The organism is Yeosuana sp. (genome assembly GCF_057126245.1).
The window spans coordinates 35,352-47,722 of record NZ_DBNGMQ010000069.1 but is presented as its reverse complement, the minus strand read 5'-3'; the positions used below and the strand labels follow the sequence as shown (position 1 = coordinate 47,722).

Here is a 12,371-nt window from a genome sequence, read left to right as displayed (position 1 = left end):
AAAGGATTAGATATAGCAAAGGCAGGTCCTTTATTTTGTGGAGGTATAACCGTATTTAACCCCATTGTATTGTCTGGTGTACAACCAACCGATAAAGTTGGTGTGATTGGTGTTGGTGGACTTGGTCATATGGCTATTAAATTTTTAAAAGCATGGGGGTGTGAAGTCACCGCCTTTAGTTCAAACCCAAAGAAAAAAGAGAGTATTTTAAAAATGGGTGCTCATCATGTTGTGGATTCTACAAATCCTGAAGCATTAGAAGGTATTACAGGTACTTTAGATTTTATATTAAATACAACAAATGTTAGTTTAGATTGGAATTCGTTTTTAACTGCCTTAGCTCCACAAGGAAAATTGCATACCGTAGGTGCTGTTTTAGAACCTATGGCAATTCCTGCATTTAGTATGATAATGGGAGAGAAATCTGTTGGAGGAAGTCCTTTGGGAAGCATTGCTTTAACACGAAAAATGTTAGAATTCTGCGTTAGACATAACATTTACCCAACGGTTGAAGAATTTAAGATGGAAGATGTGAATGAAGCTTTGCAACATCTGGAAGAAGGAAAAGCAAGGTTTAGAATTGTTCTTAAAGCATAAAAGTATTCATTAATAAACAATAATTATGGCAAAGTCACTTGATTCAAAAAAAAATGTAAAAAAAGAAGCTGTATTAAGTCCAAAGGAGAAAAAAGCAGCAAAACTAGCTAAGAAGGCGAAGCGCACTTAACTAGTAATGGTATCCATCTACAAATAAAAACCACTTTCTAAAGGTGGTTTTTACTTTATTAAGAGTTCCCTATTAAAATTAGTTATTTTTGCCATTTATTTCTGTATATAAATATATTAAATGCAACACCTAAAAGAATCTTCAAAACATAAATCGAAGCAAAAAGTGACCATGGCGCAGGCCTTTAAAACCATAATCTGGCCAAGAAGGAATTTAGTTTTTATTGGTTTAATCTTAATTATTATAAAAAGCTTAGCTGGTTTAATTTTACCATGGCAAAGTAAAGTATTGTTAGACGAGGTAGTACCAAATAAAGATTATACTCAACTTTATTATTTAATAGCGATTGTAATAGCAGCTATTTCTGTACAAGCGGTGTCGTCATTTTTACTAACGCGAATATTAAGCGTACAAGCACAGTATTTAATTAGTGAATTACGTGCTAAAGTGCAAAAAAAAGTACTGTCTTTACCTATTAGTTTTTTTGATAATTCAAAATCCGGTGCTTTGGTATCTCGTATTATGAGCGATGTAGAAGGTGTTAGAAACTTAATAGGAACGGGTTTAGTGCAATTAGTTGGAGGCTCATTTACTGCCATTATCTCTTTAATTATTTTAATAAATCTAAATCCTTGGATGACCCTTTTCGTGTTTGTACCACTTTCTGTTTTTGGATATATCGCACTTAGGGCGTTCAAATATATTCGACCCATTTTTAGAACAAGAGGAAAAATAAATGCTGAAGTAAAAGGAAGACTTACAGAAACTATTTCGGGCGTAAGGGTTATAAAAGCATTTAATGCTGAGGGGCAAGAGAGTGAAGTATTTGAAGCAGGTGTTGATAGATTATTTCAAAACGTTAAAAAGAGTTTAACGGCTACAGCCTTTATGACGAGTTCATCAACTTTTTTAATTGGGGTTGCAACTACAGGTATTATGGGTATTGGAGGTTATTATATGATGCAAAGCGAAATGACTACAGGAGACTTTTTATTCTTCACATTGATACTTGGTTTTATGATAGCGCCAATAGTGCAAATGAGTAATATTGGGAGTCAACTTACTGAAGCATTAGCTGGTTTAGATCGAACAGAAGAATTAATGAATATGACCGCTGAAGAAGATAATGAAGAACGAATCATAAACTTAGAGCGTATAAAAGGTGAAATAGAATTTAACGATGTATCGTTTGCTTATGAAGAAGGCAAAGAAGTATTACATCATATAAGTTTTAAGGCAGCAGCAGGATCGGTGACGGCCCTAGTAGGAAGTTCGGGTTCAGGAAAATCGACTATTGCCGGGTTATCAGCAACATTTTTAACCCCTAAATCAGGAACAATAACCATTGATAATCAAGACTTATCGAAGGTGAATTTAAATAGTTTCAGGAAGTATTTAGGCGTTGTATTACAAGATGAGTTTTTGTTTGAAGGCACTATAAAAGAAAACATTATGTTTCCTAGACCTAATGCTTCAGAAAAAGATCTACAGAATGCCGTTAAAGCAGCTTATGTAAACGAATTTACAGACCGTTTTGATGACGGTTTAGATACATTAATAGGAGAACGAGGTGTTAAATTATCGGGAGGTCAACGTCAGCGATTGGCAATTGCTAGAGCTATTTTAGCTGATCCGAAAATTATTATTTTAGATGAAGCGACTTCTAGTTTAGATACAGAAAGCGAAGCGTTGATTCAAAAAAGTTTAACCGAATTAATAAAAGATAGAACAACTATAGTGATTGCGCACAGGCTAAGTACGATTAGAAAAGCAGATCAGATTTTAGTGATTGAAGCGGGCCATATTGTTGAACAAGGAAATCATGACGAATTGATAGCAAAAGAAGGAAGATATCATGATTTATATACCTATCAAGCAAAAATTTAAGCAATGATTATAGGAGATTTACAACCAACTGAATTTTCATCATTTTATAGTGGTTACATTAATAAAATAGGAAAAAACACGAGATTAATTGTTGGGTTAGAATCTGGTCTTATTAGAGTGTCAACGTTTTTTAGAGAGATTCCAAAGGATAAATTAAATTACAGATACGCTAACGATAAATGGACTATTAAAGAAGTCTTTCAACATATTATAGATACAGAGCGTGTCTTTATGTATCGATGTTTCAGAATAGCTCGGCATGATAATACGTCTTTGGCTGGTTTTGATGAAAACGATTATGTAGAACCTTCAAATGCTAATCATAAAACAATAGAATTGTTACTGGAAGAATATCAAGTTACTAGGCAAAGTTTTATCGTTTTGCTTAAAAGTTTAAGTGATACCGATTTAAAATGTATGGGCAACGCTGATGGAAATAATTTATCTGCCAGAGCAGCAGCCTTTATAGTCCTTGGCCATGAACTATGGCATGAAGATATCATAAAAGAGCGTTATTTGTAAAGTTTTTGGGCCGTTTGAAAGCCGGGTTTTTTTCTAATAATAATAAAAACGATTAACGACAACACTCCAAAAATTGAAAAGCCAATGAATAATGGTAAAACAGAAGTTTTTACAAAATTACCTATGTAATTAGCAATGGGGACTGCCATAACGGTAGATACAAACCCATTGATAGCCGCTCCAATACCCGCAATATGACCTAAAGGCTGCATCGCCAATGCCCTTAAATTTCCAAATAAAAATCCTATGGCAAAGAACTGCAATGCAAAAAAACTAACTAAAACATAAATACTAGGATTGTTCCCTGACCAAAATAAGATCACATACAAAACGGAAACACAAACATAGGCTATGGTTGAAACAAATGCCATACGCATCATACCGAATTTAACAACAAAAACACTATTTAAATACGTCGCTAGTCCAATAGAAATGGCTAAACTGGCAAAAATATAAGGAAACTTATCAGCCAAATCATATTGGTTTTCAAAGATTTGTTGAGAAGTGCTTAAATATACCATAAACGATCCTGTGATAAAACCAGAAATAAGTGTAAATCCAATGGCGTGTTTATATTTAAAAAACTCTTTAGCTCCATCAATAAACAGGTGTGATGAAAATCGTATTCTCCTTTCTTTTGGTAAGGTTTCAGGTTGTCTTTTCCAAAACCAAACCATCACTATAGATCCAAAAATTAGGTTAAAATAAAAAATAGATTCCCAATTATAGAAATGAAGTAAAAATGTTCCTAAAGACGGCGCAATTACTGGTACTATAATAAACGCCATGACAACTATAGATAATATTTTGGCCATATAATCACCGCTATAGGTGTCTCTAACCATCGAAATACTCAATGTTCTAGGTGATGATAATCCTATGCCTTGAAGAATTCTCCCAAAAATCATCACTTCAAAACTTTTTGTAGTCACACAAATAATGCTGGCAATAATAAATACAAAAAATCCAATAAATACGATGGGTTTCCTACCAAAACTATCAGATAATGGACCAAAAAAAAGTTGACCACAGCCTATACCTAAAAAAATCATGGTAATTATAAGTTGATTGTTAACCACTTTAGTGACACCTAGTGAACGACCTATATCTGGCAAAGCAGGTAACAGAGCATCTATAGTTAATGCTACAATGGCCATTAATGAAGCCATTAAGCCTATAAATTCAAATTCAAAGGTGTCTTTATTTTGCATGCTGCAAATGTAATGGATTCAACAGAGTAATTTTTTTTATAAATATTAAATAAGTCTTAATTATCATTAAATTTGTCAAAAGTCAATAAAAGTTAAATCGCAACAATGAATATCGCTCCACTTTTAAAATACATGAATAATTACATTTCTTTAAGCAAGGAGGAAGAAGACTTTCTTACATCTAAATTAACGTATAGAAAATATTTGAAAGGACAATATATAGTTCAACAGGGCGATATTTGTAAATATGAATGTTTTGTTATAAATGGTTGTACAAAAATGTTTTATATGGATGATGATGGACAAGAACATATTATTATGTTTTCTATTGAAGATTGGTGGACTGCCGATATGGGTAGTTTTATTACACAAACCCCCGCAGATTTTAATATTCAATGTTTAGAGAATACTGAGTTGGTTATGTTTCCATATGATATTATAGAGGAATTGTACGAAAGAATTCCAAAATTAGAACGTTTTTTTAGACAAATTATAGAGAGAGCTTTTGTGGCTTCGCAAAAAAGAATTGTTAGAAATTTTGCACTTACAGCAAAAGACAGATATCTCTATTTTAGAAAACAATACCCAAAAATAGAACAGCGCATTCCGCAATACATGATAGCTTCTTACCTTGGTATTACTAAAGAATTCCTGAGTAAAATAAAAAGTCAGCTTATCTTGGAGCAGTAAATGTTAAACTAGATTAACATGATTTAATAATCTACGTTATTTTTATTCCAACTCTTATTATTCAAATTTGCATTGTAATATTTGATATCAATTGTGAATACATTAATCGAGAAAATTAGCACTGTTAATGATTTGATTTTACAGGGAAAATCCTTGGAAGCTTTTGAAGAATTTTATCATGATGATGTGGTGATGCAAGAAAACGATAACCCAGCATTTATTGGGAAAGACGTTAACAGAAAGAGAGAGAAAGCATTTTTTGAGGCTATAATTGAGTTTAGGTGTGCAAAACCGTTAAATATTGCTATAGGTGAAAAAACCACGATGGTTGAATGGTATTTTGATTATACACATAAAGAATTAGGACTCAAAAAATATACACAAGTAGCTGTTCAACAATGGAAAGATGGGAAAATTATCAAAGAAAAATTTTATTACCAATCATAAATAAAACAATTAAATAAAAAGAAAACAATGAAAAATTTAGTTAAAGCAACATTAGTATTAGTAGCGTTTGTAACATTTTCGTTTACGGCTATGGAAAAAGAAACCAAGGAAGTAAAAGCAGAAGAGAGTAAAGTAGTTTGGAAAGGATATAAAGTGACTGGCTCTCACGAAGGAACTATTGAAATTGAATCAGGTTCATTAGAATTTAGTGAAGACAAATTAGTAGGAGGACAGTTTGTAATAGACATGACGTCTATAGTTTGTACAGATTTAGAAGGTGAATATAAAGGTAAATTAGAAGGACATTTAAAATCTGATGATTTTTTCGGAGTTGCAAATCATACAACTGCTTCTTTGGTATTTACAGATGTTAAAACCTCTGGAAAAAATTCATATGACGTTACAGGAGATTTAACGATTAAAGACATCACAAATACAGTATCATTTAAAATTTCTATTTACGGCAGTAAAGCTACTGCCTCGTTAAAAGTAGATAGAACAAAATATAATGTAAAATATGGTTCTGCGAGTTTCTTTGATGGATTGAAAGATAAAGCTATTTATGATGAATTTGATTTAGTATCAGATTTAGTATTTTAAAAATAGTGACTAATTAATAGCCATAAAAAGCGTTCAGAAATGAACGCTTTTTTGTTTTTAATAAAGGTGTTTTTAAAGTACTACCTTTACAACATATTATTGAAAATATTCTTATGTCATTTAAAAAGCTAATTGAGCCATTAAAGATTATACTTAAAAAAAACGGATTCGAACATCCGTTACCTCTTCAAAAATTAATCCTATCTAAAATAAAAGGCGGGGCTAGTATGTTTTGTATAGCCCCAAAAGGTGCCGGTAAGACAACAAGTATTATTTTAAGTGTTATTCAAAAGTTAAAAGGAGAAGCTTTTGAAGATGCTCCTAGAGCATTAATTTTTGTAAAAGACAAGGAAGCTGCATTAGAACTAGAAATGGCGTTTAAAACCTTTACAAGAGGAACCGATTTAAGAGTGTATTGCGCTTATGATGAACATAATATAGAATTACAGCGTGAAGAAATTTATTTAGGAATAGATATCGTAATTGCAACACCAAAGCGTTTAAATAAGATCTTTTATTTAAATGGTATTAATTTAAATGAACTACAGCTATTTATAGTTGAAGATGCCGAGTTTTTATTCAGGAATAATAATTTTGCCGAAGTGTCAAGAACACCGCAAAGTATTGAAAAATGTCAGTATTTGGTTTTCACAGACACGTTTGATGCACGATTAAAACGTTGGCAGGAATCCTTTATGTATAACGCCCAAGTAATCACACTTAAATAGTCTTTTCTTCGTATTTTTATATTTTTTTCGAATAAATTTTCTTTAATTATTTTAATAATTGGTCAATAATTTGAATCAAATAAGCTAAAATAAAATATCTGTGTATTTAGTTTTTGAAAATTAAGTAAATATGATTTCTATTATGATATAAACAATATAAACAATGCTATGAATAAAATAATTTTCATTTTCTTATTATTCGTTATTAGTATTCATAAAAAAAAGAACCCCAAAAAGAAACAAGAACAACAAGGCTTTTGTATTCATTTTATTTAAGAAATGAATTTAGGGTAAAGGTATTTAAATAACTTATTATTAGAGTGTTAATGTTTTAAATCCAACCAAAATTGATTGCTGGATCAAATATGATAATTAACTACTTTCAGACTTTTAATATTGTTTAATTTTTAAACGAATTTTAAAAAAAAATTAAAGTGGAATATTTCCATGTTTTCTTTGAGGTTTTACAACAACTTTGTTTTCTAGCATGGAGAATGCTTTTATAAGTTTTCGCCTGGTGTCTTTTGGCATAATAACTTCATCTATAAATCCACGTTTTGCAGCGCTATACGGATTGGCGAATGTATCAGCATATTCCATTTCTTTCTCTGCTAATTTTTTTTCTGGATTTTCGGCATTATCAATTTCATTTCTAAAAATAATTTCACTGGCTCCTTTGGCTCCCATAACCGCAATTTCTGCACTTGGCCATGCATAATTTAAATCGGCACCAATATGCTTAGAATTCATAACGTCGTAGGCCCCACCGTAGGCCTTACGAGTAATTACCGTCACTCTTGGTACCGTAGCTTCACTTAGGGCATATAATAGTTTGGCACCGTTTACGATAATTCCATTCCATTCCTGATCTGTACCAGGTAAAAATCCTGGAACATCAACCAATACTAATAAGGGAATATTAAAGCTATCGCAAAAACGTGTAAAACGCGCTGCTTTTTTAGAACTATTAACGTCTAAAACGCCAGCTAAATACATGGGTTGATTTGCTATAATACCAACACTCCTTCCTGCAAGTCTAGAAAATCCAACAATAATATTTTCTGCATAATCTTTATGAATTTCATAAAAAGAATCGATATCAATAATGCCTTTGATTACCTCATGCATATCATAAGGTTTATTCGCATTGTCAGGTATAATATCTGTTAAGACATCTCTTATTTCATCTCCAAGTTTGAAAGTTAGCTGTTGGGTTGTTGTAGTATTGTTTTGCGGCATATAACTCAATAGAGTTTTTACATCTTCCAAGCATTGAATATCATTCGAAGACGTTTTGTGAGCTACTCCAGATTTTGTAGCATGTGTTACCGCACCACCAAGTTCTTCTGAACTTACATTTTCATTGGTAACTGTTTTTACTACGTTAGGGCCTGTAACAAACATGTAACTACTGTTTTCTACCATCAAAGTAAAATCTGTCATAGCCGGTGAATACACGGCACCTCCGGCACATGGACCCATAATAGCGGATATTTGAGGTATAATACCAGACGACTGAACATTTTTATAAAAAATTTCAGCATATCCGCCTAATGACCGAACGCCTTCTTGTATTCGTGCTCCTCCAGAATCATTTAATCCAATTATTGGTGCTCCAACCTTTAGAGCTAAATCCATGATTTTGCATATTTTTTCTGCATGGGTTTCTGACAGTGAACCACCAAATACTGTAAAATCTTGGGCATATATATAGACTAATCTGCCATTGATTGTACCGTAACCGGTCACTACACCATCACCAAAATAGATATCGTTTTGCATTCCGAACTCTGTAGTTCGATGTGTTACTAAAATACCAATTTCTTCAAACGAACTTTCATCTAATATAAAATTAATACGTTCTCTTGCGGTTAATTTTTTCTTAGCGTGCTGTTTTTCGATACGTTTTTGGCCACCACCCAAATGAGCCTGGGCAATGTATTCGTTAAGCTTATTTATTTTTGAATCCATATGTTATTGATTTGGAAGACGTACTAATTTTTGATCTTCTAGATATTGTTTAATGGCTATGACAGCAGCAATTTTTGCTTCAATTTCAGACTGTTTCTTTAAAATTTCAGGGGCATAATGTTTTTTTACAAAATTGGTATCGAAATTGCCTGAACGAAAGGCTTCATGTTCAAAAACATATTTACCAAATGGAAGTGTTGTTTGTACGCCTTCAACATGATATTCGCTAATGGCTTTAATCATTACTTGAATCGCCTCTTCACGTGATTTCCCAAACGTGATTAATTTAGAAAGCATTGGGTCATAATAGATGGGAATATCCATACCTTCTTCAAAACCATTATCAACCCTTATGCCATCACCAACAGGTAGTTTATAAGTATCAAGATGACCAACACTGGGAAGGAAGTCATTTAAAGAATCTTCAGCATACACACGTAGTTCTAGAGCATGGCCATGAATCTTTAAATCCTCTTGTTTCATGTGTAAAGCCTCACCACGGGCAATACGAATTTGAAGTTCAACGAGGTCTACATTTGCAATAATTTCAGAAACAGGATGTTCTACTTGTAACCGTGTGTTCATCTCTAAAAAATAGAAGTTATGATCGGCATCTAGTAAAAACTCAACGGTTCCAGCACCTAGATAATCACATGATTTAGCGACTTTAATGGCAGCATCTCCCATTTTTTTCCTTAATTCTGGTGTTAAGACTGATGAAGGAGCTTCTTCAACTACTTTTTGGTGGCGTCTTTGTATACTGCATTCGCGTTCAAAGAAATGTAAAATATTACCGTGGCTGTCTGCCATAATTTGAATTTCAATATGTCTGGGGGACGTGACATATTTTTCAATAAAAACAGATCCATCACCAAATGCAGATGTTGCTTCACTGATAGCGCGATTCATTTGAGATTCTAAATCACTTTCTTTTTCAACAATCCGCATACCTTTTCCGCCACCACCAGCTGATGCTTTTATTAAAACAGGAAACCCTATATCTTTTGCTATTTTTTTTGCTTTTGAAACATCCGTTATCGATTCGTCAATTCCGGGAACCATTGGGATATTATATTTTTTAACGGCATCCTTAGCTGCTAATTTACTTCCCATAATTTTGATAGCTTTTGAACGTGGTCCAATAAATACAATATTGTTTTGTTCACATAACTCAGCAAAATCAGCATTTTCGCTTAAGAAACCATAACCAGGATGAATAGCATCAACATCTAATTTTTTTGCTACTTCAATGATTTTATCACCCCTTAAATAGGATTGATTTGATGGGGGTTCACCAATACAAACTGCTTCATTAGCAAATTTAACATGGGGTGAGTTCCTATCTGCAGTTGAGAAAACTGCAACAGTCTTGATGCCCATTTTTTGAGCTGTTTTCATAACTCTAATAGCTATCTCACCACGATTTGCAATTAATATTTTTATCATTTAATTAAACTTTTTTTAAAATGAAAAGATTGTATTTTCAAGGGTATATCTATAATGATATGTTTAATCTTTTAATTGATAGACTCTAACATAATCCACAAGCATTGATTGTGGCCAAATAGTTCCGTCTACACCTTGTTTTCCGCCCCAATTTCCACCAACGGCTAAATTCATAATCAAATAAAACGGTTGACTATAAGCCCAATTATCTTTATTTTTTTCTTGTGGATAATAGGTGTTTTTAATATTCTTCGGATGGTCTAAATAAAAGTTAATAGCATCTTTAGTCCAGATGATTCCATACATATGAAATGCTTCTTCTGCTGTTTTTAAATTTAAAGTCGCTTTGTTGTTTGTATACCCATAATCGTTTTGGGTATGAATATTTGAGTTGGTGGTATTAGGTTCATAACCAACATATTCCATAATATCTATTTCACCACATCTTGGCCATCCTACTTCGTCATGATTAGAACCCAACATCCATAGTGCCGGCCAGGTACCTCTACCCGTTGGCATTTTTGCTCTAAACTCTATTCTGCCGTATTTGAATTCATTCTTGCCTTGACTTGATAAACGTGTAGATTCATAACCACCTTTTATATTGCCACCTGTTTTTGTGGCCGTAATTGATAAGATGCCGTTTTCGACTTTATAATTATCTCTATTTTCTACATATTTTTGCCACTCGTTATTAACTCTTCCCTCGTCCCATAAAACGAACGACCAATTATCTAGATTTATGCTGTTACCATCAAACTCGTCAGACCAAACTAATTCATACTGTTCTGATTCATTTTTAGAATGTTTTTTGATTTTACATGCCGATACCAGTAAAAGACTCAAAAATATGGATAGAAGAAAAGGATATCTGTGCTTAAACATCATTAAAACAGAAGTTTAGTTTTTTAATTAGTTATTCAAATTCAATTAATAAGGCATTCTTATCTACGGCATCACCTTTTTTTACAGCTATATATTTTATGATGCCTTGGCGAGGCGAGGACAACACATTTTCCATTTTCATAGCTTCCAGAATAAGTAAGGGGTCATCTTCTTTCACTTCTTGACCAACTTTTATATTAATTTCTAAAATTAATCCTGGCATTGGTGCTTTAATGAAATCGATATGCTTGGTTGATCCTAAAGAAAAACCCATATCTTTTATTAGTAAATCTAGATCGTTAAAAATGTTAATATTAAATGTATTATTATTAACTATTACTTTATATGATTTATCAAGGAAATTTGAGTCGGCAATTTGAGCGTGATACGATGTATTATTGTAAAGAATATGATACGCGGTGTCTGAAATTTTAACAGCATCAAGATTTGAAAGGTCTTTTGAGCAAATATTTAATGCTTCCGAAGCGTTTACTTTTACTTTAAAATTCATGTAAAAAAGAGTTTAGTTTGACATAAATATAAAGATTAAAATGATAAAAACAGAAGCTATAGCTAGTGAAATTAAATTTACTTAAGTCTATAGAACTTACATTGAGCACATAATAGCTTTTAATACAAAATCATAATAGGTTTTATTACTTGGTACAAAGTGATTGTTGTTTTCTCTAATGTTGTCTAAAAGTGTTTTAAAGGTTTCAAACGACACTAATTTTAGAGATTCAACTTCTCCAATTTGAGGAGTTAATTCTGAAATTGAGACTTTTAATTCTGCTATATAGGTATGATGAAACTCATTATCTTTAATACCAGATGGATACGATTGAAAACATTTAAAAATACCAATTTTTTTTAAATCATTAGGGACAAGTTCTAAGTTAATTTCTTCTTTCACTTCTCGAATGGCTCCTTGAATAATTAATTCTCCTGAATCAATATGTCCGGCAACAGAAACATCCCACAATAAGGGACAAATTGATTTATTGGCATCGCGTTGCGCTAATAAAATGTTACCATCTTTGTTATACAACCAGATATGTGCCGTATTATGATAAAAACCTTTTAGGTGAATTATAGACTTTAATTCAGATTTTCCAGTTGGTTTGCCGTCTTGAGTAACAATATCAATGTATTCGTCCATTATGATTCATAAACGTCATTACGAAAAATGTAAGGGCCCGGTTATCTGCTTAAAATTAAATAGATTGCCATAACCTAATGGTTTCGCAATGACGTTTT

At 32.4% G+C, this 12,371-nt stretch carries 13 protein-coding genes; 7 read left to right on the top strand and 6 right to left on the bottom strand.

Features of this window, described 5'->3' with window-relative positions; genetic code table 11:
* From AC15TD_RS08700 to AC15TD_RS08690, 3 genes are all read left to right on the top strand, one after another.
* On the top strand, positions 1 to 597 hold a 597-nt coding region (locus AC15TD_RS08700; RefSeq protein WP_484451752.1), incomplete at its 5' end, for a zinc-binding dehydrogenase.
* Between the two features lie 250 nt (positions 598 to 847).
* Positions 848 to 2,614: an ABC transporter ATP-binding protein gene (locus AC15TD_RS08695; protein WP_484451751.1), complete on the top strand. Its 1,767-nt coding sequence runs from the start codon at positions 848 to 850 to the stop codon at positions 2,612 to 2,614.
* A 3-nt stretch (positions 2,615 to 2,617) separates the two neighbouring features.
* Positions 2,618 to 3,136: a DinB family protein gene (locus tag AC15TD_RS08690; protein WP_484451750.1), complete on the top strand. Its 519-nt coding sequence runs from the start codon at positions 2,618 to 2,620 to the stop codon at positions 3,134 to 3,136.
* Here AC15TD_RS08690 and AC15TD_RS08685 read toward each other — a convergent pair.
* On the bottom strand, positions 3,127 to 4,347 hold the full coding sequence (locus AC15TD_RS08685) for a multidrug effflux MFS transporter (protein ID WP_484451749.1): 1,221 nt from the start codon (positions 4,345 to 4,347) through the stop codon (positions 3,127 to 3,129). The genes AC15TD_RS08690 and AC15TD_RS08685 overlap by 10 nt on opposite strands.
* 132 nt (positions 4,348 to 4,479) lie before the next feature.
* Here AC15TD_RS08685 and AC15TD_RS08680 point away from each other — a divergent pair, with 132 nt between their 5' ends.
* From AC15TD_RS08680 to AC15TD_RS08665, 4 genes are all read left to right on the top strand, one after another.
* Positions 4,480 to 5,037, top strand: coding sequence for a Crp/Fnr family transcriptional regulator (locus AC15TD_RS08680; RefSeq protein ID WP_484451748.1), 558 nt, complete (start codon positions 4,480 to 4,482; stop codon positions 5,035 to 5,037).
* 93 nt (positions 5,038 to 5,130) lie between these two features.
* On the top strand, positions 5,131 to 5,484 hold the full coding sequence (locus AC15TD_RS08675) for a nuclear transport factor 2 family protein (RefSeq protein WP_484451747.1): 354 nt from the start codon (positions 5,131 to 5,133) through the stop codon (positions 5,482 to 5,484).
* 27 nt (positions 5,485 to 5,511) lie between these two features.
* On the top strand, positions 5,512 to 6,084 hold the full coding sequence (locus AC15TD_RS08670) for a YceI family protein (RefSeq protein ID WP_484451746.1): 573 nt from the start codon (positions 5,512 to 5,514) through the stop codon (positions 6,082 to 6,084).
* 113 nt (positions 6,085 to 6,197) lie between these two features.
* A complete protein-coding gene (locus AC15TD_RS08665) occupies positions 6,198 to 6,812 on the top strand; it encodes a DEAD/DEAH box helicase (protein WP_484451745.1) in 615 nt (204 codons plus the stop codon).
* A 429-nt stretch (positions 6,813 to 7,241) separates the two neighbouring features.
* Here the strand turns inward: AC15TD_RS08665 and AC15TD_RS08660 are convergent, their stop codons facing one another.
* From AC15TD_RS08660 to AC15TD_RS08640, 5 genes are all read right to left on the bottom strand, one after another.
* On the bottom strand, positions 7,242 to 8,783 hold the full coding sequence (locus AC15TD_RS08660; RefSeq protein WP_484451744.1) for an acyl-CoA carboxylase subunit beta: 1,542 nt from the start codon (positions 8,781 to 8,783) through the stop codon (positions 7,242 to 7,244).
* 3 nt (positions 8,784 to 8,786) lie between these two features.
* A complete protein-coding gene (accC, locus tag AC15TD_RS08655) occupies positions 8,787 to 10,229 on the bottom strand; it encodes an acetyl-CoA carboxylase biotin carboxylase subunit (protein ID WP_484451743.1) in 1,443 nt (480 codons plus the stop codon).
* A 63-nt stretch (positions 10,230 to 10,292) separates the two neighbouring features.
* Entirely contained in the window at positions 10,293 to 11,117 is an 825-nt protein-coding gene (locus AC15TD_RS08650; protein WP_484451742.1) for a glycoside hydrolase family 16 protein, read from the bottom strand.
* A gap of 28 nt (positions 11,118 to 11,145) precedes the next feature.
* Positions 11,146 to 11,625, bottom strand: coding sequence for an acyl-CoA carboxylase biotin carboxyl carrier protein subunit (locus tag AC15TD_RS08645; protein ID WP_484451741.1), 480 nt, complete (start codon positions 11,623 to 11,625; stop codon positions 11,146 to 11,148).
* A gap of 96 nt (positions 11,626 to 11,721) precedes the next feature.
* The gene (locus tag AC15TD_RS08640; RefSeq protein WP_484451740.1) at positions 11,722 to 12,273 is read right to left on the bottom strand and encodes an NUDIX hydrolase; all 552 of its coding nucleotides are present in this window, start codon (positions 12,271 to 12,273) and stop codon (positions 11,722 to 11,724) included.
* Between the last annotated feature and the right edge of the window lie 98 nt (positions 12,274 to 12,371).

Excerpts from the sequence above, each read along its gene's own strand:
- accC (WP_484451743.1), bottom strand. The coding sequence starts at position 10,229 with ATGATAAAAATATTAATTGCAAATCGTGGTGAGATAGCTATTAGAGTT.
- AC15TD_RS08650 (WP_484451742.1), bottom strand. The coding sequence starts at position 11,117 with ATGATGTTTAAGCACAGATATCCTTTTCTTCTATCCATATTTTTGAGT.
- AC15TD_RS08690 (WP_484451750.1), top strand. The coding sequence starts at position 2,618 with ATGATTATAGGAGATTTACAACCAACTGAATTTTCATCATTTTATAGT.
- AC15TD_RS08660 (WP_484451744.1), bottom strand. The coding sequence starts at position 8,783 with ATGGATTCAAAAATAAATAAGCTTAACGAATACATTGCCCAGGCTCAT.
- AC15TD_RS08640 (WP_484451740.1), bottom strand. The coding sequence starts at position 12,273 with ATGGACGAATACATTGATATTGTTACTCAAGACGGCAAACCAACTGGA.
- AC15TD_RS08645 (WP_484451741.1), bottom strand. The coding sequence starts at position 11,625 with ATGAATTTTAAAGTAAAAGTAAACGCTTCGGAAGCATTAAATATTTGC.
- AC15TD_RS08665 (WP_484451745.1), top strand. The coding sequence starts at position 6,198 with ATGTCATTTAAAAAGCTAATTGAGCCATTAAAGATTATACTTAAAAAA.
- AC15TD_RS08695 (WP_484451751.1), top strand. The coding sequence starts at position 848 with ATGCAACACCTAAAAGAATCTTCAAAACATAAATCGAAGCAAAAAGTG.
- AC15TD_RS08670 (WP_484451746.1), top strand. The coding sequence starts at position 5,512 with ATGAAAAATTTAGTTAAAGCAACATTAGTATTAGTAGCGTTTGTAACA.
- AC15TD_RS08685 (WP_484451749.1), bottom strand. The coding sequence starts at position 4,347 with ATGCAAAATAAAGACACCTTTGAATTTGAATTTATAGGCTTAATGGCT.
- AC15TD_RS08680 (WP_484451748.1), top strand. The coding sequence starts at position 4,480 with ATGAATAATTACATTTCTTTAAGCAAGGAGGAAGAAGACTTTCTTACA.